This window comes from Streptomyces sp. NPDC018610 (genome assembly GCF_044391765.1).
Taxonomy (GTDB): Bacteria; Actinomycetota; Actinomycetes; order Streptomycetales; family Streptomycetaceae; genus Streptomyces.
In genome coordinates, this window is record NZ_JBISAL010000002.1 from 232597 (window position 1) to 256512 (window position 23916).

Annotated in this window: 22 protein-coding genes and 2 pseudogenes; 4 read left to right on the forward strand and 20 right to left on the reverse strand. The window is 73.4% G+C overall.

Features of this window, described 5'->3' with window-relative positions:
- Nucleotides 1–13: 13 nt before the first annotated feature.
- The 11 genes and pseudogenes from ACH5A8_RS06470 to ACH5A8_RS06520 form a co-directional block, all read right to left on the reverse strand.
- Nucleotides 14–211 carry a gas vesicle protein gene (locus ACH5A8_RS06470; protein WP_398998622.1) on the reverse strand — a complete coding sequence of 66 codons (198 nt, stop codon included), beginning with the start codon at nucleotides 209–211 and terminating at the stop codon, nucleotides 14–16.
- A complete protein-coding gene (locus ACH5A8_RS06475) occupies nucleotides 208–990 on the reverse strand; it encodes a GvpL/GvpF family gas vesicle protein (RefSeq protein ID WP_398998624.1) in 783 nt (260 codons plus the stop codon). Before ACH5A8_RS06475 ends, ACH5A8_RS06470 begins: the two co-directional genes overlap by 4 nt.
- On the reverse strand, nucleotides 987–1346 hold the full coding sequence (locus ACH5A8_RS06480) for a gas vesicle protein (protein WP_398998626.1): 360 nt from the start codon (nucleotides 1344–1346) through the stop codon (nucleotides 987–989). The genes ACH5A8_RS06475 and ACH5A8_RS06480 overlap by 4 nt, the downstream gene beginning before the upstream one ends.
- Entirely contained in the window at nucleotides 1343–2581 is a 1239-nt protein-coding gene (locus ACH5A8_RS06485) for an SRPBCC family protein (protein WP_398998628.1), read from the reverse strand. The genes ACH5A8_RS06480 and ACH5A8_RS06485 overlap by 4 nt, the downstream gene beginning before the upstream one ends.
- A complete protein-coding gene (locus ACH5A8_RS06490) occupies nucleotides 2578–3330 on the reverse strand; it encodes a PE-PGRS family protein (protein ID WP_398998631.1) in 753 nt (250 codons plus the stop codon). The genes ACH5A8_RS06485 and ACH5A8_RS06490 overlap by 4 nt, the downstream gene beginning before the upstream one ends.
- Nucleotides 3327–3590, reverse strand: coding sequence for a gas vesicle protein GvpG (locus tag ACH5A8_RS06495; RefSeq protein WP_398998633.1), 264 nt, complete (start codon nucleotides 3588–3590; stop codon nucleotides 3327–3329). Before ACH5A8_RS06495 ends, ACH5A8_RS06490 begins: the two co-directional genes overlap by 4 nt.
- 3 nt (nucleotides 3591–3593) lie before the next feature.
- A complete protein-coding gene (locus ACH5A8_RS06500) occupies nucleotides 3594–4364 on the reverse strand; it encodes a GvpL/GvpF family gas vesicle protein (RefSeq protein ID WP_398998635.1) in 771 nt (256 codons plus the stop codon).
- The gene (locus tag ACH5A8_RS06505) at nucleotides 4361–4786 is read right to left on the reverse strand and encodes a gas vesicle structural protein GvpA (protein WP_398998637.1); all 426 of its coding nucleotides are present in this window, start codon (nucleotides 4784–4786) and stop codon (nucleotides 4361–4363) included. Before ACH5A8_RS06505 ends, ACH5A8_RS06500 begins: the two co-directional genes overlap by 4 nt.
- 64 nt (nucleotides 4787–4850) lie before the next feature.
- On the reverse strand, nucleotides 4851–5237 hold the full coding sequence (locus ACH5A8_RS06510; RefSeq protein ID WP_398998639.1) for a gas vesicle protein: 387 nt from the start codon (nucleotides 5235–5237) through the stop codon (nucleotides 4851–4853).
- A gap of 152 nt (nucleotides 5238–5389) precedes the next feature.
- Nucleotides 5390–7237: a transketolase gene (locus ACH5A8_RS06515; RefSeq protein WP_398998641.1), complete on the reverse strand. Its 1848-nt coding sequence runs from the start codon at nucleotides 7235–7237 to the stop codon at nucleotides 5390–5392.
- Between the two features lie 428 nt (nucleotides 7238–7665).
- Nucleotides 7666–9477: pseudogene (locus ACH5A8_RS06520) on the reverse strand (FAD-dependent oxidoreductase); the annotation flags it as partial.
- Between the two features lie 182 nt (nucleotides 9478–9659).
- On the opposite strand from ACH5A8_RS06520, the gene ACH5A8_RS06525 reads away from it, so the two are divergent.
- A complete protein-coding gene (locus ACH5A8_RS06525) occupies nucleotides 9660–10616 on the forward strand; it encodes an LLM class F420-dependent oxidoreductase (RefSeq protein ID WP_398998643.1) in 957 nt (318 codons plus the stop codon).
- 253 nt (nucleotides 10617–10869) lie between these two features.
- Here ACH5A8_RS06525 and ACH5A8_RS06530 read toward each other — a convergent pair whose 3' ends face one another.
- The gene (locus ACH5A8_RS06530; RefSeq protein WP_398998645.1) at nucleotides 10870–11328 is read right to left on the reverse strand and encodes a phage holin family protein; all 459 of its coding nucleotides are present in this window, start codon (nucleotides 11326–11328) and stop codon (nucleotides 10870–10872) included.
- 83 nt (nucleotides 11329–11411) lie between these two features.
- Here ACH5A8_RS06530 and ACH5A8_RS06535 point away from each other — a divergent pair.
- Nucleotides 11412–11600 (forward strand): annotated as a pseudogene (locus tag ACH5A8_RS06535) (VOC family protein); the annotation flags it as partial.
- 64 nt (nucleotides 11601–11664) lie between these two features.
- Here the strand turns inward: ACH5A8_RS06535 and ACH5A8_RS06540 are convergent.
- Nucleotides 11665–13629 (reverse strand): DUF5107 domain-containing protein, encoded by a 1965-nt coding sequence (locus tag ACH5A8_RS06540; protein ID WP_398998647.1) that lies wholly within the window; start codon nucleotides 13627–13629, stop codon nucleotides 11665–11667.
- Nucleotides 13630–13800: 171 nt separating this feature from the next.
- On the opposite strand from ACH5A8_RS06540, the gene ACH5A8_RS06545 reads away from it, so the two are divergent.
- Complete coding sequence (locus tag ACH5A8_RS06545) at nucleotides 13801–14148, forward strand: DUF6204 family protein (RefSeq protein WP_398998649.1); 348 nt, start codon at nucleotides 13801–13803, stop codon at nucleotides 14146–14148.
- Here ACH5A8_RS06545 and ACH5A8_RS06550 read toward each other — a convergent pair.
- The 5 genes from ACH5A8_RS06550 to ACH5A8_RS06570 form a co-directional block, all read right to left on the reverse strand.
- Nucleotides 14120–14671 carry a GNAT family N-acetyltransferase gene (locus tag ACH5A8_RS06550; RefSeq protein WP_398998651.1) on the reverse strand — a complete coding sequence of 184 codons (552 nt, stop codon included), beginning with the start codon at nucleotides 14669–14671 and terminating at the stop codon, nucleotides 14120–14122. The genes ACH5A8_RS06545 and ACH5A8_RS06550 overlap by 29 nt on opposite strands.
- Nucleotides 14672–15010: 339 nt before the next feature.
- The gene (locus tag ACH5A8_RS06555; RefSeq protein ID WP_398998653.1) at nucleotides 15011–15934 is read right to left on the reverse strand and encodes an LD-carboxypeptidase; all 924 of its coding nucleotides are present in this window, start codon (nucleotides 15932–15934) and stop codon (nucleotides 15011–15013) included.
- A complete protein-coding gene (locus tag ACH5A8_RS06560; RefSeq protein WP_398998655.1) occupies nucleotides 15931–17883 on the reverse strand; it encodes an LpqB family beta-propeller domain-containing protein in 1953 nt (650 codons plus the stop codon). Before ACH5A8_RS06560 ends, ACH5A8_RS06555 begins: the two co-directional genes overlap by 4 nt.
- Before the next feature lie 16 nt (nucleotides 17884–17899).
- Nucleotides 17900–19204 carry a M20/M25/M40 family metallo-hydrolase gene (locus ACH5A8_RS06565; protein WP_398998657.1) on the reverse strand — a complete coding sequence of 435 codons (1305 nt, stop codon included), beginning with the start codon at nucleotides 19202–19204 and terminating at the stop codon, nucleotides 17900–17902.
- A complete protein-coding gene (locus ACH5A8_RS06570) occupies nucleotides 19197–20030 on the reverse strand; it encodes a M55 family metallopeptidase (RefSeq protein WP_398998659.1) in 834 nt (277 codons plus the stop codon). The genes ACH5A8_RS06565 and ACH5A8_RS06570 overlap by 8 nt, the downstream gene beginning before the upstream one ends.
- A gap of 246 nt (nucleotides 20031–20276) precedes the next feature.
- On the opposite strand from ACH5A8_RS06570, the gene ACH5A8_RS06575 reads away from it, so the two are divergent.
- Complete coding sequence (locus ACH5A8_RS06575) at nucleotides 20277–21338, forward strand: NlpC/P60 family protein (RefSeq protein ID WP_398998662.1); 1062 nt, start codon at nucleotides 20277–20279, stop codon at nucleotides 21336–21338.
- A 217-nt stretch (nucleotides 21339–21555) separates the two neighbouring features.
- On the opposite strand, the gene ACH5A8_RS06580 is transcribed toward ACH5A8_RS06575, so the two are convergent.
- Together ACH5A8_RS06580 and ACH5A8_RS06585 are read right to left on the reverse strand one after the other, a co-directional pair.
- The gene (locus ACH5A8_RS06580) at nucleotides 21556–22425 is read right to left on the reverse strand and encodes a class II glutamine amidotransferase (protein WP_398998664.1); all 870 of its coding nucleotides are present in this window, start codon (nucleotides 22423–22425) and stop codon (nucleotides 21556–21558) included.
- Between the two features lie 15 nt (nucleotides 22426–22440).
- A complete protein-coding gene (locus tag ACH5A8_RS06585) occupies nucleotides 22441–23871 on the reverse strand; it encodes a glutamate decarboxylase (protein WP_398998666.1) in 1431 nt (476 codons plus the stop codon).
- Nucleotides 23872–23916 lie beyond the last annotated feature (45 nt).

The following is a 23916-nucleotide window of genomic DNA, read 5'->3' on the forward strand; positions in this document are numbered from 1 at the left end:
CGCCTGGGCCGGCTCACGGCGCTTCCTCCGACATCTCGAACGGCGAGGGCACCTGCGCGTTCACCGAGCTGATCAGCGCGTTGAGGTCGATGCGGACCAGATCCACGTCCGCGATGCGCAAGGTGACGTCCCCGGTGATGACGACTCCCCCGGCCAGCAGCCGGTCGAGCAGGTCGACCAGGGCGATCTCACGGCGTTCGACTACCGTCATGCCCGCTCCTCCTGAGGGAGTTCACCCGCGAAGGAGTACGCCGCCCAGGGGCCGGTGAGTTCGACGCGCAGCCCCGGCGCGTCGTCCTTCGTGCGGTCGACGAGTTCGACGAACTCCTCGGAGCGGGCGCGCGGCACCAGATAGGCGGCGTTGAGCACGTTGCGGCCTGCGGCCCCGGACAGTGTGGCGTTCTGCGGTGCGTGCAGCCGGGAGTCCTCGGCGAACGCGGCGAGCCGCTCGTGCAGCCCGGTCGCGAACGTCTCGGCCTTCTGCCACAGGTCCTCGCTCGCCCTCGTCTGCTGCCGCCGCCGACGCAGGTAGTCGCGGCCGGACGCGGCCTTCGGAGCGGTCTGCTCCGGCGCGGTCCCCTCCTGCGCCCCCTCGGACTCCAGATAGACCTTGACCCCCCATTCCACCCGTCCCGAGAGCCGGTCCAGGGTCCGTTGGAAGTGCTCCTCCCGGGACTCGATCATCGACCGCACCCCGCTGTCGTCCCGGAAGACGGTCGCCAGCCGCAGCGGCAGCGGGGTGGTGACGACGGTGAGCGCGTCGATCACGCCCTGGTGGGCGCGGGCGGTGGCGGCGAGCCAGTCCAGGTCCTCCAGACGGGCACGCAGCGCATCCTCGGCGAAGTCCCGCTCGGGGACCTCGCTGACGACGGCGACCAGGCCGTGGTGGTGCAGCGGCTTGGCCGGCGCGCCGGCCACTCCGGTCAGCTGCGCCTGCAGGGGCGCGTCGAGGGGGCGGCAGATGGCGTAGACGTACCGCAGTCCGCTCATGGTGCCTCCTTGGGGAGCGTACGTCCCGTGCGCTCCGCGCCCCGCTCCAGGCCGAGTTCCTCCAGCCGGGCCAGGCGTTCGCGCAACTCGGCGTTCTCCCGGGTGAGTTCGTCACGGCGGGCCCGGGAGGAGAGCGCCGGGTCGCTCTCCCACCAGTCGATGCCCATCTCCTTGGCCTTGTCGACCGAGGCGACCACGAGCCGGAGCTTGATCGTGAGGAGTTCGATGTCGAGCAGGTTGATGCGGATGTCGCCGGCGATGACGACACCCTTGTCGAGCACCCGTTCAAGGATGTCGGCGAGGTTGGCGCCGCTGCTCGGGCCGTAGGGATCGGGCAGCCGGCTCGGCGTCGTCATCGACGGCTCCCGCCCTCGGCGTACTCGTGGCCCTCAGCGGGCTCCTCTTCTTCCTCTTCTTCCTCGAACTCGCCCTCGGCCTCGTCGCCGGGCTCCTCCTCGTAGTCGCCGTCGTCCTCCTCGGCGTAGTCGCCCTCCTCCTCGTCCTGCGCGTACGGCTCCTCCTCTTCCTCCTCCTCGTCCTCGTAGCCGGCCTCCTCGCCCTGCGGCTGCTCCTCCTCAGCGGAGGCGCCCGCGGACTCGTCGGATTCCTCGGACCCTTCGGACTCGTCGGATTCCTCGGGCCCTTCGGACTCGTCAGACTCCTCGGATTCCTCCGATTCCTCGGATTCCTCGGGCTGTTCGGCGGCCTCTTCCTCCTCGGCGACCGCGTCCTCGTGGCTTCGGACGACCTCGCCGTCGCGGATCTCGCCGCGCCAGCCGTCCTCCGCCTCTCCCTTGAGGGTGATGAAGCGGGCGAAGTTCTTCAGATCGAGCCGGGCGCGGCGGCCCTGGGCGCGCCAGATGTTGCCGGTCTTCTCGAAGAGACCGCTCGGGTAGTACTCGATGACGAGCAGGACGCGGGTGAGGTTCTCCTCCAGCTCGTGGAAGGAGACGACCCCCTTCGTGGTGCCCTTGGCCCCCTCCGACGACCACTGGATGCGGTAGTCGGGGATCTGCTCGGTGGTCTTGGCCTTCCAGCTGCGGTTGGACCACCAGATCTTCGCCTGCCAGTCCGAGGTGGTGTCGTCGGCGCGGCTCGCGCTCTTGACGCCCTTGGCGAAGGTGCTGAAGTCCTGGAACTGGGTCCACTGGTCGTAGGCGGTGCGCTGGGGCACGCCCACGTCGATGGCCTCGATGATGACGGTGGGCTTGTTGCCCCCGCCGCGCTTGCGCTTGCCCTTGCCGCCGCCGAGGTTCTTCAGCGCGCCCATGACGCTGTCCTTCGCGTGGGAGGCTCCCAGCTCGAGCGCGGAGCGCACCGGCCCCTTGCCCTCGGCGATCTTGCGACCGCCTTCGAGCGCGAGTTTGGCGAAGCCGGGGCTGTTGCCCTCTGCGATGTCATTGAGCTTCCCGGTGGTCTCGCCGAGTTTGCGGCCGAGACCGGCCAGCAGCCGTTCGGCCTGCGCGGACAGGTACTCCTGCGCTTCCTCCTTCAGCCGGTCGGCGGCCTCGCTGTGGGCCAGCGCGGACAGCGGGTTGTCCTTGGCCGCCTTGCCCGCGGCCGACTTCGCGGTTCCGAGGGCCTCGGTCATCGGTCACCACCGCCCTTCGGCGACCGGGTCCGGGAGGCGCGCTCGGCGCCGCCGGCCGCGGCCGTCTTCCTCGCGGCCGACTGGCCGGCCGCCGTCTTCTTCGCCACCGCCTTCTTGGCGGGGGCCTTCTTCGCCGCCTTCTTCGCGGTCTTCTTGGCCGGTGCGGCGCCCTGGTCCGGGCGGCCCGCGCGCCCCGCGGGCGGCGCCTTCTTCGCGGGCGCCTTGGCGGCCGCCCTGCGGGCCGGACCGCCCTCGCGCCGGCCGCCGGCCTTCCCGGAGCCGTCCGCGGACTCCTCCTCCGCCTCCTCGTCCGAGTCGTCCGACTCCGCCTCGGCCTCCCGGCCCTCGCGGTCGTCGTACTCATCCTCGTAGTCCTCCTCGGCGTCGTCGCCGCCCTTCTTCCCGGCGGCCCCCTTGCCGCCGCCACGCACGACGCCGGCCAGTTCGTCGCGGACCTGCGCCGTGCGGCCCTGCAGCCGGTCGGCGAGCGCGGTCATCTGCCGCTCGACCATCGCCCCGGAGGCCGCCTTGCCGACACCCCTCATGTCCTCGCGCAGCTGGTCCCCGATCTCCTTGAACTGGGGATTGTCCTTGAGCTGCTTGCTGACCAGCTCCGCCACTCCGCGCGGGGTGAGGTTCAGCTTCTTGCCCGCGACCAGACTTCCGACGGCGACGGCCATCTTCAGTTTCTTCGTGCGTCCCAGCAGATAGCCGGCCCCTACCGCGAGGCCGATTGCCGTTCGGTTCATCGTGCCGTCCCCTCACCCGTCCCCGGTCCGCCGCCCATGCCGATCTCCAGCCGGTCCAGCAGCTCGTCCTCCTGGCGGTCGAACTCCTCCTCGGTGATCTCGCCCGCCTCCAAGCGCTCCTCCAGCTGTGCGAGTTCGGCCCGCACGGTGGCGGGGTCGTAGTAGATGCGCTCCGCTTCGTGCAGCACCTGTCTGATCGCCCAGGCGCCACCGCGCACCGGTGCGAACGGCAGCAGCAGCACCTCCGAGATCAGTCCCATGGCTCACTCCGCTCCCGCGTCGGCCCCCGCCGCGGTGCCCGCCGGCTCGGCCGGACCGGGCTCGACGAAGCTGTAGGGCGGCAGCGGCCCGTTGACGCGCAGTTCCAGATGCGGCAGGTCCTTGCGGGCCTGATCGACGGTCTCCAGGAACCGGGCCGCCGCGTCCCGGTCGACCAGGAAGGAGGCGTTGACCAGCCAGCCAGTGGACTCCGGCCCCTCGCTGACCGCCGCGGCCTGCGCCTCCACGGCCCGCACCACCTGGGCGGCGTCGTCGGCCTCGCGCGCCTTGACGGCGGCGGCGACCAGCTCGCCCAGCCTGATCTTGTCGTCGTAACTCCCGCCGCCTGCCCGGCGGTTGGCCTCCGCCTGGGCCCGGATGTCGGGATTCTCCGCCATCACGCGGTGCAGCACCGCGTCCTCGACGTGACTCGCCTTGACGTTGTACTCGACCTTGCCGTCCAGCGCCCGCAGCCGCTCGGCGTAGTGCTCGGCACGCTCGGTGAGCACACCGACGACGGCGTCGTCGTCCGGGGCGACGCTGCCGAACCGCATGGGCAGCACGCAGCCGGCCGCCCCGGCCTCGGCGAGCACGTTCTGGTGGGCGAGCAGGTCCTTGCGCTTGGGGCGCAGCCCCTCGGGCGCGTCACTGACCACGGCCGCGAGGTCTCCCGCCGTCAGCACCCGCACCGGCCTCGGCGGCTCGCCGACACCGCTCGTGCCGTCGGGCAGCGACGCGTGCGAGGCGGCTGTGATCCCGTAGACGTACGTGCTCACTCCTGCTCCTCCTTACGGCGGGCCGCCGTGGCCTTGCGCGTCCGCGGCCGGGACTCGCCCTCGCCCTCGGAGCGGGCCTGCTTGAAGGCCTCGGAGACGGTCTGGGCGGCGCCGGACAGCGCCCCCTTGGACTTGCCGCGGGCACCGGACTCGGTGACCTCGCCGACGATGTCGGGCAGGCCCGGGCTCTTGTGCGGGCCGGACTCCAGGTCGAGCCGGTTGCACGCCTCGGCGAAGCGCAGATACGTGTCGACGCTGGCGACGACGACGCGCACGTCGATCTTGAGGATCTCGATGCCAACCAGGGAAACCCTCACGAACGCGTCGATCACCAGTCCCCTGTCGAGGACCAGCTCCAATACGTCGTAGAGGCCGCTGCTGCCGCCTCCGCCGCCGGACGTCTGTGCCGGGACAACGGTCATGCCGACCGTGCCTCCTTCTCTGTGAGTGGTATGAGAAACGTGTGCGCGGGTGGGTGCGGGCGGCCTACCGGCCGCCGGACCGGTGTGCGTCGGCGCGGCCGCGTTCGTAGCGGCCCAGCCGGCGGTATCCGGTGAGCAGACCCTCGGGGTCCAGCTCGACCAGGTAGCTCGCCATCAGGCTCATCGTGTCCGGCACCCGCTCGAGTTCGAGTACCTCGACCTCCAGCGACCAGCCGGCGTCCGTCCGCTCGAAGGAGGTGACGGACTCCGCGGTCACCCCGGCGAGTTCCGCCAGTTGGGCGCGCGCCTCGCGCAGCACCTGGACGGGGCTCATCCGGTGGTCGGCCGTCCTGCTGCCGTTCCCGCTGTCTTCGTTGTCGGTGCGTGACTCCTGGGTCTTCCGTGGCTGCTGCGAGTCGTCGGACTCGGGTGTGTGGTTCGTGTTCGACATGGCCACCTCTCTTCTTCGGGTGGCCGCCAGATCCTCGGCCAAACCTTCACAGGCGCACGCATCCCCCGGCACCGGCGGCCCTCGCGGGGTCCGCCGGTGCGCGCATGTCCCCGTTCAGCGACGGGTGTTGCGGTGTGTGTACGGACCGTCGCTCACCGCACCACCGCCTCCTCCACCAGCAGCCGGGCGGAGGCAGCGATGGACTCGGCGTCGATGCCGGCGGCGTGCAGCTGCTCGTCGGGCGAGGCCGAGCCGGGCATCGTGCGCACGGCCAGCCGGACCAGGCGCGGGGTGGGGCGGCCGTCGAGGAAGGCGTCGCAGACCGCGTCGCCGAGGCCGCCCTCCTCGCGGTGGTCCTCCACGGTGAGCAGGCAGCCGGTCTCCTCGGCGGCCCGGCGCAGCGTGTCCCGGTCGACGGGCTTGACGGAGTACAGGTCGATCACCCGGACCGGGATGCCGTCGTCGTGCAGGGCGTCGGCCGCCCGCAGCGCCTCGTGCAGGGTGACGCCGGCGGCGACGATGGTGAGCCGGTCGCCGTCGGAGCGGCGCAGCACCTTGCTGCCGCCGACGGGGAACTCCTCGTCGGGCCCGTAGATCACCGGGCTCTCCCCGCGCGAGGTGCGCAGATAGCGGATGCCGTCCAGGCCGGCCATCTCGGCGACGAGCTTCGCGGCCTGGTTGGCGTCGCTCGGGTAGAGGACGGTCGACCCGTGGATCGTCCGCATCATCGCCAGGTCCTCCAGGCCCATCTGGCTGGGTCCGTCCTGGCCGATCGAGACGCCGGCGTGGGAGCCGTTGAGGTTGATCCCGGAGCCGCTGACGGAGGCCATCCGCACGAAGTCGTAGGCCCGGGTGAGGAAGGCGGCGAACGTGGAGGCGTAGGGCACCCAGCCGCGCCGGGCCATGCCGACGGCCGTGGCGACCATCTGCTGTTCGGCGATGTAGCACTCGAAGTAGCGGTCGGGGTGTTCCTTGGCGAAGAACTCCGAGCGGGTGGAGTCGCCGACCTCGCCGTCGAGGGCCACGACGTCGCCGCGGGCGGCGCCGAGCGCGGCGAGCGCCTTGCCGTAGGCGTCGCGGGTGGCGACCTGCTCGCCCTTGTCCCAGCGGGGCAGCTCCAGGCCGCCCTTCCCGGCGGTCCGCGGCCCGTGGGCGGACGGCGGCTCGTGGACGTGGACACGGATGTCGCGTACGCCGCCGAGCTCCTCGATCGCCTCGTCGGCGTCCTTGAGCGGCTTGCCGTGCAGCCCCTCGCGGTCCTCGGTGTCCTTGACGCCCTTGCCCTTGAGGGTGCGGGCGATGATCGCGGTGGGCTGGCCGGTGGTGGAGAGGGCCTCGCCGTAGGCGCGGTCGACGGCGTCCACGTCATGGCCGTCGATCTCCACGGTGTGCCAGTCGAAGGCGCGGAAGCGGCGGGCGTAGGCGTCGAGGTCGTGCCCGTGCCGGGTGGGGCCGCGCTGGCCGAGCCGGTTGACGTCCACGATCACGGTCAGGTTGTCCAGGTGCTCGTGCCCGGCGTGCTCGGCGGCCTCCCAGATCGACCCCTCGGCCATCTCGCTGTCCCCGCACAACACCCACACCCGGTAGTCGGCGTGGTCCAGGCGCTTGCCGGCCAGCGCGATGCCGACGCCGATCGGCAGGCCCTGTCCGAGGGATCCGGTGGCCGTCTCCACCCACGGCAGCCGCCGCGGCGTGGGGTGGCCCTCCAGGCGGCTGCCCAGCTCGCGGAAGGTGAGCAGTTCCTCGTCGTCGATCGCGCCGGCCGCCTTGTACGCGGAGTACAGCAGCGGGGAGGCGTGCCCCTTGGACAGCACGAAGCGGTCGTTGCCGGGGTGCTCGGGCCTCGCGAAGTCGTAACGCAGGTGGTTGGCCAGCAGCACGGCCATCAGGTCGGCGGCCGACATCGAGGACGTGGGGTGCCCGGACCCCGCCTCGGCGGCGGCCCGCACACTGTCGACACGCAGTTGCTGCCCGAGCTCGACGAGTTCGTCGCTGTTCATGAGTCTCCTTCCGCAGGAATGTCGTCACGCCTGACCGGCCCGGGGGCGGGATGCGGCTCGGCGGCCTCCCGTCCCGCACGCCGTTCCCCGGCGGGGCCGGGTTCGGGACCGGGATGCGGCGCGGTGGGCCCCTGGCCCGTCCGCCCCTCCCCCGCGGGGCCGGGACGTGGTGCGGCCGCTTCCCGGCCCGGCCGACCCTCCTCGGGTCCCCGCCCAGACGCGTTCTGCACGGGCCCGCGCCCGATTCGGCCGCCGGCGGGGCCGGGGCGGGGCTGGTTCCCGGGCGGTGCGGGACGGGGCCGGCCCTCGGCCGGGGTGGCGCCAGGGGCAGCCCGGTCCCCGGACGGTCCGGGGCGGGATCGGCCCTCGGCCGGACCGGCGTGAGGGGCGTGAGGCCAGCCCTCGGCCGGGTCAGGACCGGGCGGGTCCTCGGCCGTGTCTCCCGGCAGGTTCCGCGCCGGTGGCCCGGGGGGCCCGCCCCGCGCGGGTTCGGGCCCGGCCTTCGCGTGCCGTCCGCCCGACCGGTTCCGGCCGGACCCGCCGCCCGGCCGGTCCCGCTGGGCGTCCGAGCCCGGGCGGCCGCGTCCGGACTTGGCGCCCGACCGGGCCCGCGTGCCGGGCCCGGGACCCGGCCGTGGCTTCGCCGGCTCACCGCCCGGCTGACCCTTGTCCGGCTCCGGACCCGGCCGACTCTTCGCCGGCTCACCGCCCGGCTGATTCCTCGCGGGCTCCCGGCCCGGACGGGGAGCGGGTTCCGCGCCCGCCAGTTGGGCCTTCTCTGTGTTGTCGATGATTTCGGCGATCGGGGTGTCCCCGGGCTCGCCGGGCTCGGTGCGCTCGGCGGGGCCGGCGGGTCCGTCCGGGCCGGCGTGCCCGCCCGACCGCCCAGTCCGCTCGGAGCCGCCGGCCGGTTCCGGCTCCGGGCGGCGGGCCGGGCCGCCCGGTACCCGGGCCAGTTCCGGGGACGCCGAATCCAGGGGCACCGACCAGGACCGTACGAGGCCCAACTGCACGGCCTGGCGCGGCAGTACGGAGTTCAGCAGCCAGTCCGCGGCCACCCGGACACGGTTGCCCGGCATCGCCGCGAGGTGGTAGCCGCGGGTGACCGCCCCGGCCGCGGGGCCGGACAGCGGGACGCCCAGCGGGTCGGCGGCGGCCTGCGCTCCGCCGAGGTCCACCACGAAACCGAGGTCGCGGTGGCGGTAGGGGCGCCGCGCCCCGACGCCCAGCGAGGCGGCGACGTTGACGGCGGCGGTCCTGCCCTGCCGCCAGGCGTGCTGCGCCGTCATCGGCGTGAACCCGCCGGGATTGTTCGCGTCGGGCACCGCCGCCGCGTCCCCGCACGCGAACACCTCCGGCCGCCCGGGCACCTGGAGGAAGGGGTCCACGACGAGCCGTCCGCGCTCCAGCGGCTGCCCGGTGCTCTCCACCAGCGGATCGGGCCGTACGCCCACGCACCACACCAGCGTGCGGGTCGGCACGAACTCGCCGTCCGTCAGCAGCACCCCGTCGTGCGTCGCCTCCTTCACGGACGTGCCCATGCGCACGTCCACCCCGCGCCGGCGCAGCACCCGGTCCGCGGTGCGCGAGAGCCGCTCGTCCATCTCGGGCAGCACCCGCGGCGCGATGTCCAGCAGCATCCAGCGCGGTCGCATGCCCTGCCGCGGCGGATGCCGGCGCACCTGCGCGTCGGTGTACATCCTGCCGTGCGCGGCGACCTCGGTGCCGGTGTAGCCGGCGCCGACGACGACGAACGTGCGGCGGGCGGCGCGGCTGTCGTGGTCCTCGTCGGCCGCCGCGAGTTCCAGCTGCCGGGTCACGTGGTCGCGCAGGTACAGCGCCTCGGGCAGCCCGCGGAAGCCGTGCGCGTGCTCGGCGACGCCGGGGACGGGCAGCAGCTTGTTGACGCTGCCGACCGCCAGCACCAGCCGGTCGTACGTCAGCGTGCCGTCGTGTCCCTCGGGCCCGGTGTAGTGCACGGTGCGGGCGTCCATGTCGACGCGGTCGGCCTCGCCGAGGACCAGGCGCACACGGGGCAGCGTGCCGGGCAGGGAGACGGTGACGCGGCGCGGTTCCAGGACGCCCGCCGCGACCTGGGGCAGCAGCGGGAGGTACAGGAAGTAGTCGGTCGGGTTCAGCAGGGTGATGTCGGCCTTGCCCCGGGACATCCGGGACAGGGTCTGCGCGGTCCGGTAGCCGGCGAAGCCGGCACCGACGATCACGATGCGGGGTCGACTCACGGTTCGCCTCCGGCGCTGTCGCGTACCTGGTGCGGAACCCCCGCGTCCCCCTGACCGGGTCGGCCAAACGCGGGGCCGGCGCGGCCACGGCGGAGCCGGGCCGCGGCCTCCGGTTTCCGCCGTCGCCGCCGGGTACTCGGCAGCGCGTTCCCCACTCGCCGACGTCCCGGAGGTGTCCTCCCATGCCCGAGTACGGCTATTTCCTGTCGTGCGAGCAGTACGGTCCGGCGGAGCTGGTCGAACAGGCCAGAATGGCCGAGCAGGCCGGTTTCGAGGCCCTGTGGATCTCGGACCACTACCATCCGTGGAACGACGCGCAGGGCCAGAGCCCCTTCGTGTGGTCGGTGATCGGGGCGCTGTCCGAGGCGGTGTCGCTGCCCATCGAGACCGCCGTGACCTGCCCGACCGTGCGGATCCATCCGGCGGTGGTGGCGCAGGCCGTCGCGACCAGCGCGGTGATGACGGAAGGCGGGTTCCGGCTCGGCGTCGGCACCGGCGAGGCGCTCAACGAGCATGTCCTCGGCGACCGGTGGCCGCCGGCGGACGTCCGGATGGACATGCTGGAGGAGGCGGTCCAGGTGATACGTCGGCTGCTGACCGGTGAGGAGGTCACCCACCACGGCACGCACTACACCGTGGAGAACGCCCGTCTGTACACCGTCCCGGAAGAGCCCGTGCCGATCGACATCTCCGGTTTCGGGCCGAAGGCGACCGCGCTCGCGGCCCGCGTGGGCGACGGCTACATCACGATGATGCCGGACGAGGAGATGGTCACGCAGTACCGCAAGGGCGGGGGCGGAGCCAAACTCGTCAGCGGCGGCACGAAGGTGTGCTTCGGCCACGACCGCGACGAGTGCGTCCGCACCGTGCACGAGCTGTGGTACAACGAGCAGCTCCCCGGCGAGATGGGCCAAGTACTGCCCACTCCCCGCCACTTCGAGCAGCTGAAGCCCCTCGTCACCGAGGACATGGTCCGCGACAACGTGGTGTGCGGCGACGACGCGGACCAGCACGTGGCCACGCTCAAGGAGTTCGCCGACGCGGGTTTCGACCGCGTCTACGTCAACCAGATCGGTCCCGACCAGCGCGGTTTCTTCGACTTCTACCGCACGAAGGTGCTGCCGCAGCTGCCGCGGTGAGGAGGAGGGGCGGGGGGGGGGGGCCCCGGCGGCGGGGGGGGGCCCCGCCCCCCCCCCCCGCCCCCCCCCCCCCCCCCCCGGCGTTTCCCCCCGCGCCGCCCCCCCGGGGGGGCGCCGCGGCCGGGGGGGGGGGGGGGCGGCCGCCCCCCCCCCCCCCGGGGGGCCCCCCCCCCCCCCCCCTCCCGATTCGATCCGACGCCCCTCCCGACTCGATCCAGGGCCCCGCGGATCCGAACGGGATCCGCGGGCCGGTTCAGGACGCGCGGTCGTCCGGACGCGCCGGGCGCGGCACGGACGGAGGCGTGGCCGGCATCGGCGGCACCGGGGCGTGCCCGGCGCCGCCGCGCTCGTGCCCGGCGCCGGCCGCGAGACCGCCCGCCCGTTCCGGTCCCGGCCCGGCGGGAGCCTGCGGCCGGGACGCGGCGGGCCGGGCCGCGCGACGCAGCGCGTACGCCACCGCGCCGAGGGCCGCCGCGGTGATCAGCGCCGCCGCCCAGCCGGGCAGGCCGATCGCCAGGGCCAGGCCCACAGCGAGTGCGACGGCCGCGCCCGCGTACAGGGCGGCGGCGCCGGACGCGGCGTACAGCATGGCCGTGCGGCGCTGCCGGCGGGTCTGCTCGCGCAGTTCGTCGCGCACCGTCTCGCGCGCCACCTGCGCCAGTTCCTCGACCAGTTGCTTGTCCAAGTGCTCCAGGTGATCCAAGCGCTCCATCCTCGGCGGGTACCCGCGCGGGAGCGGGCGTAACGCGGCGTCACGTCCGTGCCGGTGCCGCGGAGGACGTTCTCCGCACCGCGGCGGAACCGGAGGTGCTGCGCAAGGTGGCGGCGACGATCGCCGTCCAGGACGTCGACGCCCACCGGGTCCTGACCGAGCTCGGCGCGCGCGTCGTCGCCGGCCCGGTGGCGACCCCGGCGGGCCGCAACCTCATCGCCGTGCACCCGGACCGCGCGGTGTACGAGTACGTGGACCGCCGCACCGCATGACAGGCCGCCAGGTGTGTTGATCGCCAGGTGGGTCGGGCCCGCGCGGCCGGACCCCCACGGCCCGTCAGGACGGCTCCGGGCGCATCCGGAAGTCGTAGCGCCCCGGCAACTCGCCACCGCCGGTCCGGTCCCATGTCCGGCCGATCCGTTCGTCGCCCTCCCTGAGATCGGCGACCTCGAAGCCCTCGTCGAAGAGTGCGCGCGCCTGTTCGCGCCGCCCCTCGGCGAGCAGCAGCTCGGCCTCGATCAGGCGGAACCGGCCGCGTTCCCGGGTCGGCGCGTCGATCCGCTCCCACACCGCGCGGGCGTCCGCCGGGCGCCCCGCCCGCAGCAGTGCCTCGACGGTCTCCCGGCCGAGCGCGGCGGTGGCCGCCGTCCCGTCCTCACCGTCGTCGGCCCGCTCCCGGCACAGGGTGTCGAAGGCCTCGGCGTAGCGGTCGGCGGCGCGTTCGTGGTGGCCGGTCTCCCGGTCGGCCACGGCCAGGCAGCGCAGTGAGGGCCACTGCGAGGGCGCGAGTTCCAGCGCCCGCTCCCAGCTGCGCACCGCCTGCGCGCGGTCGCCGGCGTGCCACTGGGCGACGCCGAGGTGGTATTCGGCGACCGGGGTGGCGGGCGCCGTCTCCAGCAGGTCCCGCCAGTGCGGGGCGACCAGGCTCCGCGCGGGCGGCGCGCCCCGGTCCGGCTCCGGGAAGGAACCGGTGCGCAGCAGCCGGCGCCACGGCTCCTGCTCCGGGCCGACGGTCGATTCCGGGAACGGTGTGCCCGGCAGTTTCCATCCGCCGCGCAGTACTTCGAGCGCGCCCCAGCCGGAGCCCGCGCTCAGGATCTCCTCCGGTTCGGCGTCGGCGTACGGCTTCCAGGCCGCGTAGGCGGCGTCGACGGCGGTGCGCGGCAGTACGGCCTCCAGCCGCTCCTCGGTCTGTCGTACGGCCGCGCCCCACTCCCCCGCCGGGGGCGGCGCGTGGAGCGGGCCGTACGACTCGAGCCAGGCCACCTCGCTCTCCGCCTCCAGCCGTACGTGCTCCAGCTGGGTGCGGGTCAGCCCGGCTTGGATCTCGCAGTAGCCGCCGGTGCCCGGTTCGGTGAGCCACTCCTGCCAGCGCCGTCCGCCGGGTCCCGTGCCCCAGACGAACAGTTTGCGGCCGCGCAGCACGTCGGTGGAGGTCTGCGCCAGGCCCTCGCCGTCCTCGTCGAGCGCGGCGATCCAGCGGCGCCGTCCGTCGGGCACCTCGTAGAAGTAGTCGGCGGCGTAGGCGCTGTTGAGGGGGTAGGTGCGGTCGACGCCGTCGTGGGCGGGGACGGGGACCCGGCGCAGGCGGCGTTCGTAGCCGAAGTGGTAGGCCTCCTCGGCGGGGGCGAGGACCCGGCGTTCCTCGGGGACGGCGATGTTGGACCACCAGTAGGTGGGAACGGGCCGGTCGTGCGGGTTGCGGACGCGGACGCCGACGTGCAGGAAGTCGGAGCCGTCGGGCAGCCACAGGTCGACCTGGAAGGGCAGGTCGCGCAGCCGCTCCCACTCCCACAGACGCAGCATCTGCCCGCCGTCGGGGGCGGGGACGCGGGCGGCGTGCAGGGGTGCGCAGGACAGGGTGGTGTGGCCGGTGGCGCCGATGTTCCATTCGATGCCGCCGGAGAACCAGGCGCCGTTGAGGGCGAAGTTGGCGGGCTGGAACACCGGGTTGCGGTACAGGAGTTCGCGGTCGGCGGGCTTGTGGACGAGGGAGGCGATCCGGCCGCCGAGGCCGGGCAGCACCGTGGCGCGCAGCCGGTCGTTCTCGAGTATGAGGGCGTCGATCGCGCGGGCCCGGCGCTCTCTGCCGTAGCCGTCGCGGACCGGCGCCGGCAGCAGGCTGTGCAGCGGGGCGTAGCCGATCTGCCGGGCCATGTCGTGCGGCAGGCCCGCCTTGTCGCGGTCCTCGATGCGGTGGACCTCGTCGAGCGGGCGCAGGGCCGGCAGGGGGTTGTCCGGCCCCATCGGTGCGGCGGGCAGCGTGAGTACCTCGTGTCGGATCGTCGTCACGATCACCATGGAACCCGTTCGCCGGTGAGCTGACCAGGGGCACCGCCGGTCAGTATTGCGCAAAGGCGGCGCTCGGAGGGCCGGGCGGAAAATGCGGTGGCGCCACGGCCCGCGGGACGTACGCTCGGTCCTTCGGGGCCGGACGACGGGTGCGGTCCGCGATGAGGGGCACGAGGACCGATGAGCGAGCGGCACACCTACCGGGTCATCGTCAGGGGCGTCTGGGACGACCTGACCGAGCGGGCGCGGACGCGGCTGCTGGCCGAGGCGGCCGATCACGGGATGACGAGCATGCGGTTCACCGAGGAGGGCTCGCTGTCGTACGAAGCGGCGCCGCTGAAGCACTTCTCGATGCGCTACGTCGTGGTGTCCGAGGCGCAGGACGGCGAGGAAATGGCGGCGGCGATCGCCGAGGACCGTGCCGCGACGGCCCTGCGGGAACTCGGTTACGGCTTCCGTGACCTGCGTTCGACGGTGACGGACCTCGACACGATGAAGGTCAACCGGAAGTCCGCATCTCGGCGGTGAGCGCCCATCGTTCGTGGTCGCGCCAGGCGCCGTCGACGTAGAGCATGCCGGGCGAGTAGCCCTCCAGCCGGAAGCCGCAGGAGCGGGCGAGGGCGAGGGAGGCGGTGTTGCCCGGCTGGGCGTTGATCTCCAGCCGGTGCAGTCCCAGCGGTCCGAAGGCGTGGCCGATGACGAGGTTCAGGCCCTCCTTCATCAGTCCGCGTCCGGCGGCGTGCGCGAAGGCGCCGTAGCCGAGCGCTCCGGACTGGAAGGCACCCCTGACGATGTTGTTGACGTTGATGTAGCCGGCGATGGCGCCGTCCTCCCTGTCGCAGACGAGGTAGCCGGCGCGGTCCTCGTCCTCGATCAGCCGTGCGGCGTAGGCGGCGTAGGCCTCGGCGGTGGCCGGCGGGAAGAGCCAGGGGCGGTGCAGGTCCCGGCTCTCGCGGACGCGGGCGGTGAACTCCTCGCCGTCGTCCCGGGTGAAGTGGCGGATGCCCACGCGAGGGCCTTCGGCGAGAGGGCGGGAGGCGGTGTGCGGCATCCCGCCACCCTACGTCGTCCCACCGGGCTCAGCCGCCCGCGACGGGCAGGCTCAGCGTCCCGGTGTCCTGGGCCGAGCCGATGACGGCGACCGGTTCGATCCCCCGGTTGCCGCGGTACGCGTCGTCGCCCGCCGCGATCACTCACCGGCCGGTGAATACCGGCTGGGAACATGCTGGGGCACCCGTGGGACCCGGTCGATCACCGGCACGGTCGCCGCTGACGAGACGTCAGGCGCCGGAGCCGGCACGGCGGGGCCCGACGGTCCGGAGCCTTGTCGGGGCCCCTCCCGGCGGACGGTCCCGGCTCAGCGCAGGGCGGGAGCCGGGACGGTTCCCGCTCAGCGCAGGGCGGGAGCGTCCAGTGTCAACGTGCCCGCGTCGGCGTCGAGTTCGGCCGTGACGCCGAAGGGTATGGTCGACGCCCCCTCGCAGTGGCCGAATCCGAACTCCTCGGCGACAGGAATTCCCAGATCGCCGAGCCGGTCGGCGAGCAACGTCCGTACGCGGTCGGGGCCTTCGCAGCTCTCCCACGAGCCGAGCAGCACCCCGCGCACCCCGTCGAGCCATCCCGCGCGCAGCAGCTGCGTGAGGTAGCGGTCCAGGCGGTACGTCTCCTCCCCCACGTCCTCCAGGCACAGCAGTCCCCCGGCCGCCGAGGGCCGTGCGTGCGGGGTGCCGAGGTCGGCGGCGAGCAGCGCCAGGCAGCCGCCGAGCGTGACGCCCCGGGCCCGCCCGGGGACCAGGGCGGTGCCCCCGGAGGCGATCGTCCGGACCGTCTCGGGCGCGAACAGGGTGGCCTTGAGGTGGTCCTGCGCCCGGGCGTTCTTGACGAAGTCGACGCCGGCCGCCATCGGCCCGTGCAGGGTGACCAGGCCGAGGCGGGTGGCGAAGGCCTCGTGCAGCGCGGTGATGTCGCTGAAGCCGACGAACACCTTCGGGCCGACCGCGCGCATCGCGTCCCAGTCGAGCAGGTCCACCATGCGCTGCGCCCCGTAGCCGCCCCGGGCGCACAGCACGGCGTCGACCGCCGGGTCGCACCAGGCGCCCTGGAGGTCGGCGGCCCGGTCGGCGTCGGCGCCCGCCAGATAGGGGAAGGCGCCGTGCCGGTCGAGCACGTGCGGCGCGACGACCGGGTCCAGGTCCCAGTCGCGCAGTACGTCCAGACCGGCCTGGAGCCGTTCCTCGGGCACCGGGCCGCTGGGGGCCACGACGGCCACCCGGGCCCCGGGGGCGAGCCGCGCCGGGCGCAGGAGTTCCTTCACGTGCCGAGCTCCAGGGTGGGGAGGGCGCCTGCCGGTTTCAGGCCGAACACCTGAGCGTACAGCGACAGCTCCGCCTCCAGCGCCCGCACCAGCGTCCCGGCCTGGCGGAACCCGTGCCCCTCGCCCTCGAAGGCGAGGTAGGCGTGCGGCACGTCCCGCCCGGCCAGGCGGGCCAGCAGGCGTTCGCACTGGACCGGCGGACAGATCACGTCGTCCAGGCCCTGGAGCAGCAGGAAGGGCGCGGTGATCCGGTCGGCGTGCTCGACGGGCGAGCGTTCGGCGTACCGGTCGGGCACCTCGGCGAGCGGCCCGACCAGCGTCTCCAGGTACCGCGACTCGAAGTCGTGCGTCTCCCCCGAGGCCCAGCCGGTCAGGTCCAGCACCGGGTAGATGATCGTGGCGCAGGCGTAGACGTCGGTGCCGGCCAGGGAGGCGGCGGCCGTCCAGCCGCCCGCGCTGCCGCCGCGGACGGCGAGCCGGGCGCGGTCGGCGGCGCCCTCCTCGGCGAGGGCGAGGGCGACGGTCGCGCAGTCCTCGACGTCGACGACGCCCCACTGCCCGCGCAGCCGGTTGCGGTACTCCCGCCCGTAGCCGGTCGAGCCGCCGTACTCGACCTCCGCCACGCCGATGCCGCGCGAGGTGAAGTAGGCGATCTCCAGGTCGAGGACGAGGGGCGTCCGGCCGGTGGGCCCGCCGTGCGCCCAGATGACGTAGGGCGGCAGCTCGCCCTCGGGCGCCGCGCACTCGGGGTTGCGGGGCGGGTAGACGTGCGCGTGGACGTCACGGCCGTCCGGGCCGGTGAAGGTGCGCGCCTCGGGCCGCGGGTGGTAGGCGGGGTCGACGGCGTCCCGGTGGGCGGCGCCGATCACGCGGGCGTGCCCGGTGCGGGTGTCCAGCTCGACGACCTCGTAGGAGCTGTGCGGGCCGGCGGCGACCGCGGCCACCCGGTCGCCGTGCACGGCGAGCGTGGCGTCGAACTCGCTCCAGGGGCCCGGCACGTCGACGATCTCGCCCGTCTCCGGATCGAGTATGCCGAGGACCACGCCGCCCCGCCCGTGCAGGACGGCGATCAGCCCGCACTCCAGCGGCGCGAACCAGCGCAGGCCGACCCGCCACAGCGCCCCGCCGAACTCCTCCTCGCGCGGGCACAGCGGGCGGCCGTCGCGGTACAGGTTCCACCAGCCGCTGCGGTCGCTCACATGGAGCAGCGAGCCGTCGGCGGCCCACTCCGCCTGGACGATCGACTCCTCGGCGCCGCCGGCGACGGTCCGGGGCGCGCCGAAGCCGCCGTCCGCGTCGACCTCGGCCACCAGCAGTTCCGTGCCGTCCCAGGGCATCCGGGGGTGGTCCCAGGCCACCCAGGCCGCGCGCCGCCCGTCCGGCGACAGCCGCGCGCCGGTCACGAACCGGTGGCGGTCGTCGGTCAGTTCGCGCACCGCGCCGCGGTCCTCGGCCGCCGAGCCGTCCAGCGGCACGGCGGCGAGCACGCGCCGTACGTCGGTGGGCCCCTCGCCCGTGAACTCCTCCAGCACGCACCAGACCTCGCCGCGCTCGACGAGCACCCGCGGGTCCGCCCAGCGCAGTCCGCCGCCCACCGCGGAGACCGGGGTGAGCGGGCGCGGCTCACCGCCGGGTTCGTAGCGGTACAGCCGCTGGTCGGCGAAGTTCACGAACACCAGCAGCGGTTCGCCGTCCCGCGGTGCGCCGTCCCAGGGCCGGCCGCCGTACTCGATGACCCGGGTGCGCACGTTCCACGGGGCGGGCAGCACCGACTCCGTTCCGTCGGCCTCGCGTCGCACCAGCGTCCGCCGCCCGCCCTCCGCCGGGCGGGGCGCGGTCCACCAGACCTCGTCCCCGACGAAGCCCACGAACTCCGGCTTGCCGTCGTTCGCGGCGGTGAGGGCCGCGTCGATCGGCGAGGGCCAGGAACCGTACGGCAGTATCTGCACTGTCTCCCCCTAGGATTCAGACGGTCCGCAGGAAGCGGTCGAGGACACGCACGCCGAAGTGCAGCGCCTCCACGGGGACGCGCTCGTCGACGCCGTGGAACATGTGGTGGTAGTCGAAGCCCTCGGGCAGCTTCAGCGGCGAGAAGCCGTAGCCGGTGATGCCGAGCCGCGAGAACTGCTTGGCGTCGGTGCCGCCCGCCATGCAGTACGGCACCACGTGGCCCTCGGGCGCGAACTCCTCGACGGCGGCGCGCATCGCCCGGTACGTCGGCGAGTCCACCGGCGACTGGAGCGCCACCTCGCGGTGGTGGAACTCCCAGTCCACGTCGGGTCCGGTCAGCTGGTCGAGGGTGGTGCGGAACTCCTCCTCGCCGCCGGGCAGGAACCGGCCGTCGACGTACGCGACCGCCTCGCCCGGGATGACGTTCACCTTGTAACCGGCCTGCAACATAGTGGGGTTGGCGCTGTTGCGCACCGTCGCCTCCACGAGTCCGGCGGCCGGGCCGAGCTTGTCGAGCAGCGCGTCCACGTTGTGCAGGTCGGGCTCCACGCCGTAGAGCGCGGCGAGTTCGGTGAGGGCGGCGCGGACGGTCGGGGTGAGCCGGAGCGGCCACTGGTGGGCGCCGATCCGGGCGACGGCGGCGGCGAGCCGGGTCACCGCGTTCTCCGCGTTGACCCGGGAGCCGTGGCCCGCCCGGCCCCGCGCGCTCAGCCTGAGCCAGCCGGTGCCGCGCTCGCCGGCCGCGATCGGGTAGATCCGGCGGCCGGCGCCGTCGTGGAAGGTGAACGCGCCGGACTCGCTGATCCCCTCGGTGCAGCCTTCGAACAGCTCCGCGTGCTGTTCGGCGAGGAAGCCGGAGCCGTCCTCGGCGCTGGCCTCCTCGTCGGCGGTGAACGCGATCACCACGTCCCGGCGCGGCCGCACGCCCTGCCGGGCCCAGGCGCGGACCACGGCGAGGATCATCGCGTCCATGTTCTTCATGTCCACCGCGCCCCGGCCCCACACGACGCCGTCGCGGACCTCGCCGGAGAACGGGTGCACGCTCCAGTCCTCGGCCAGGGCGGGCACCACGTCGAGGTGGCCGTGGACGAGCAGCGCGGGCGCCGACGGGTCGGTGCCCTCGACCCGGGCGACGACGTTGGTCCGGCCCGCGGTGCGCTCCAGCAGCAGCGGGTCCAGGCCGGCGCCGGCCAGTTGCGCGGCGGCGTACTCGGCGGCCGGGCGTTCCCGGCAGTCGCCGCCGCCCCGGTTGGTGGTGTCGATGCGGATGAGGTCGGAGGTGAACCGGACGACCTCGTCCAGTGCCAGAGCGTCAGCCATACTGTTCCTCCACGGCGGCCGAGACGATCGTGGTGACCGCTTTGAAGGTGCGGATCCCCTCGTACATGGTGGCGCTGGTGTAGGCCACCTTGCGCTCCGCGACACGGGACACGCCGGGCACGACGGTGGCGGCCATCGCGAGGTGCTCGGCGTCGAACTCCAGCGCGACGGTGAACGGGCCGCCGTCGGCCGGTTCGTGGCGGACCGCCAGCGCGGCCGCCCGTTCGGCCGCCGCCCGGATGTCGGCCGCGGTACGGGCCGGCGTACGGCACACGGCCGCGTACCGCGACACATGGTCCTTGACGGCGACCTTCAGCGCCTCGGGCGCGTATCCGAGCGCGTCCTCGCAGGCCACGTCGTCACCGGTGACGAGGACGACGGGCACGCCGTACTCGGCGGCCACGTGCGCGTTGAGCAGCCCCTCGCTGGCCCGTACGTCGTTCAGCCAGACACCGGTGATCTGGTTGGCGAGGTAGGTGTGCGCGAGGACGCCCTCCATGCCGGCGCCCGCGTGGTAGCCGACGAAGGCGAGGCCGTCCACGTCGCCGTGCTGCACGCCCTCCACCATGGACAGCGACTTGTGCCGTCCGGTGAGCATCTGGGCGCGCTCGTCCAGTTCCTCCAGGAGCAGGTTGCGCATCGACCAGTGCGCCTCGTTGATCAGCACCTCGTCGGCGCCGCCGTCCAGGAAGCCCAGCACGGCCGCGTTGACGTCGGAGGTGAACATCGAGCGGCACCGCTCCCACTGCGGCGTCCCCGGCAGCACGTCCGCCGGCCAGGTCACACCGGTGGCGCCCTCCATGTCGGCGCTGATGAGGATCTTCATGCTGCTTCACGTTACGCGTCGGCGAGGGATCTTCCTATGAGGCGGACAGGAGATCCCGGGAAGACACCCCCGTGCACTGCATGACTGCCTGTCAACACGGCCTTACTTTCTGCCGGTTGCGCGTGGGAAATGGAGGACGTGGTGGGATTTTGTGCCGTGCGGAATTGAATTCATCACGATGAGGTCACTAGGGTCAGGGTTCGAACTTCCGAGCGGGTGATCACCCAGAAGAAGGAGCTCGCTTCCGTGGCATCCCACCGTCGACCCAAGAGGCCCAGTCGCACACGTGTGACCGTGCTGACCACCGCGGCAGCGGCCGCCGTCGCGATCAGCGCGCAGGCGGCCAACGCCGCGCCCAGCGCGAAGCCGAGCAAGGACGAGGTCAAGTCCAAGGTCGACGAGCTCTACGACCAGGCGGAGCAGGCCACCGAGAAGTACAACGGCGCCAAGGAGAAGCAGGAGAAGCTCCAGAGGGAGATCTCCACCATCCAGGACAACGTCGCCCGCGGTCAGCAGGACCTCAACAAGCTGCGCGACGGGCTCGGTTCGATGGCGGCCGGACAGTACCGCACCGGGGGCATCGACCCCTCCCTCCAGCTGTTCCTGTCCTCGGAGCCGGACGACTACCTGGACAAGGCGTCCACCCTCGACCAGGTCAGCGGCCAGCAGGCCGACGCCCTGAAGAAGATCCAGGACAAGCAGCGCGAACTGGCCCAGCAGCGCGCCGAGGCCACCGCCAAGCTCAAGGACCTCGCCGCCACCCGCACCGAACTGGGCGAGAAGAAGAAGGAAGTCCAGGGCAAGCTCGCCCAGGCGCAGAAGCTGCTCAACTCCCTCACCGCGCAGGAGAAGGCCGCCCTCGCCGCCGCCGACCAGACCCGCGCCACCCGCGGTAGCGAGCGCCCTGGGCTGAACAGCGACACCGGCGACCCCGGCAAGATCTCCGCCGGTTCCGGCCGGGCCGGCGCGGCCTTCGCCGCCGCACAGAGCAAGCTGGGCAGCCCGTACCAGTGGTCACACGCCGGCCCGTCCACCTTCGACTGCTCGGGGCTGACCTCCTGGGCGTACGCGCAGGCCGACGTCTCGATTCCGCGCACCTCCGAGGCGCAGGCCAACATCGGCACCCGGATCTACTCGCAGAGCCAGCTCCAGGTCGGCGACCTCGTCTTCTTCTTCAACGACATCCACCACGTCGGCCTCTACGCGGGCAACGGCATGGTGCTGCACGCCCCGCGCAGCGGCACGGTCGTCCGCTACGAGTCGATGAGCACCATCGGCGGCCCGTTCATGTTCGGCGTCCGCGTCTGACGCGGCCCCCTTCCCCCTCCCAGCGACCCAGGGCCCTGTCCTAGGACGTGTTTCGAAAGTCCCGCCTGCCCCGCGACGCCTGGCACGCGCGCTCGCCGCGTTGTCGGGATCGTCCACGTACGCCCAGTACGAGGACGACCCTCCGCCTTGCGATCACACGCACCAGACGCCGCGGGGCCCGCCCTTCGGGCGGACAGCGCCACTTTCGAAACACGCCCTAGACGGCCCGCTGGGAGGCGGCGGCGCCGGGGCGCAGGTCCTCCAGGGTGAGCCGGTGCGCCGGGGGCTCGGGCAGGACGACCCGGCCGGCGGCCGCCGGACCGGGGCCGACGTGGAGGAGTTCGCCCGGTTCCAGGAGCCGCCACTCGGGGTTGTCGTCCATGCGTTCGCTGGCGACGACGACGGCCGGCTGCCCGGCCAGTGCCTCGGAGTGGACGCGCATCCGGCCGTGGCCGCCGCTGTGGTCCAGGTGCCGGTCGCCGTGCTGTCCGCCCGCCCGGCGCTCGAGGACGTACAGCTCGTGGGTGTCGGGATAGCGCAGCGCCCACAGCTCGTCGGGGGTGACGAGGACCAGATTGAGGGCGTAGAGGGGCAGGTTCCCGGCGATCCAGCGGGCGGCGTGCTCGATCCCGGCGCCGACGTCGCCGCCGTGGTCGCGGGTCTCCCGGGTGATCAGGGCGAAGAACCGCTCGGAGTCGGTGTCGCCCCGCACCAGGGAGCGGTCCTCGCCCAGGTGGGCATCGAGCCGGTCCAGGCCCTCGATGACGCCGTTGTGCGCGAACAGCCGCCCGTCCTGCTCGAAGGGGTGGGTGTTGCGGGCGTCCAGGCCGCCGGTGGAGGCGAAGCGCACATGGGCGAGGAAGGTCGCGGACTCCGTCTGCCGGGCCTCCTCGGCGAAGGCCCGGTCCTCGTAGGCCGCGATCGGGGCCTTGTCCACGCGCGGGACGCCGTCGGCCGTGAAGTACCCGAGGCCGGTGCCGTCGGGCTCCTGGCGGCTCTGGCGGCTGAGGCTGTCGGGCGCGTCCAGCAGCCAGAAGGTGGCGCGGGTGCGCCGGGGCGCGCTGCTGAGGCCGAACAGGCGGCACATGGCGTCCTCCGTCGTTCAGTCGCGGCCGGGGTGGAGCGGGTTCTTGGTCTCCGCGCCGTGGGCGAACCCTCCGGCGTTCTCGGCGTCGCGGTGCGGTTCGTGCTGCTTGTCCAGCCGGGGCAGCAAGCGGCGCAGGTCCTCCAGCAGCAGATCGGCCAGGTCGTGGCTGAAGCCGTTGCGGACGACGATGCGCAGGACCGCGAGATCGGTGCGGTTCTTCGGGAAGGTGTACGCGGGCACCAGCCAGCCGCGTTCGCGCAGCGCGGCGGAGACGTCGTAGACGCTGAAGCGGTCGATGTCCCGGCGCACCCGGAAGGCGAAGACCGGGATCTCGCTCCCGTCGGTGATCAGCTCGAACGGGCCGAGCCGGGCGATCTCGGCGGCCAGCCGGGTGGCGACGTCGCGGCAGGTGCGCTGCACCCTCCGGTAGCCGTCGAAGCCCAGGCGCAGGAAGTTGTAGTACTGCGCGACGACCTGGGCGCCGGGCCGGGAGAAGTTCAGGGCGAAGGTCGGCATGTCGCCGCCGAGGTAGTTGACGTGGAAGACCAGGCTGTCGGGCAGGGCCTCCTGGTCGCGCCACAGCGCCCAACCGACACCGGGCATGACCAGGCCGTACTTGTGGCCCGAGGTGTTGATGGAGGCGACCCGGGGCAGCCGGAAGTCCCACCGCAGGTCGGGGTCGAGGAAGGGCGCGATCATCGCGCCGGACGCGCCGTCGACGTGGACGGGGATGTCCAGGCCGGTGCGGGACTGGAGGTCGTCCAGAGCGGCGGCGATGGCGGCGACGGGTTCGTAGCTGCCGTCGAAGGTGGAGCCGAGGACGGCGACGACGCCGATGGTGTTCTCGTCGCACAGCTCGACCGCCTTCTCGGGGGTGAGGTGGTAGCGGTCCCCCTCCATCGGCACGTAGCGCGGCTCGACCTCGAAGTAGTCGGCGAACTTCTCCCAGCAGATCTGCACGTTGATGCCCATGACCAGGTTGGGCCGGTCGGTGGACTTGCCCTCGGCCCGGCGGCGCTGCTGCCAGCGCCGCTTGAGCGCCAGGCCGCCGAGCATCGCCGCCTCGCTGGATCCGGTCGTGGAGCACCCGACGGCGCGGTGCGGGTCGGGGGCGTGCCAGAGCCGGGCCAGCATGTGGACGCAGCGGGTCTCGAGTTCCGCGGTCTGCGGGTACTCGTCCTTGTCGATCATGTTCTTCTCGGCGCACTCGTCCATCAGCCGCCGGGCCTCGGGTTCGGCCCAGGTGGAGACGAACGTCGCCAGGTTCTGCCGGGCGTTGCCGTCGAGCATCAGCTCGTCGTGCACCACCTGGTAGGCGGTGGCCGGCTCCATCTCGCCGTCCGGCATGGCGTACCGGGGCACCCTGAGGGGCTCCCGGCTGAAGACGGGGTTGACCGCCAGATCACGGCTCTCGCCGTGGCTGCCACGAGGGTGCCTCACCGTCATGCGCGCTCCGTCCTGAACACGTCGCCGGCCTCGCCGGCGGGCCTT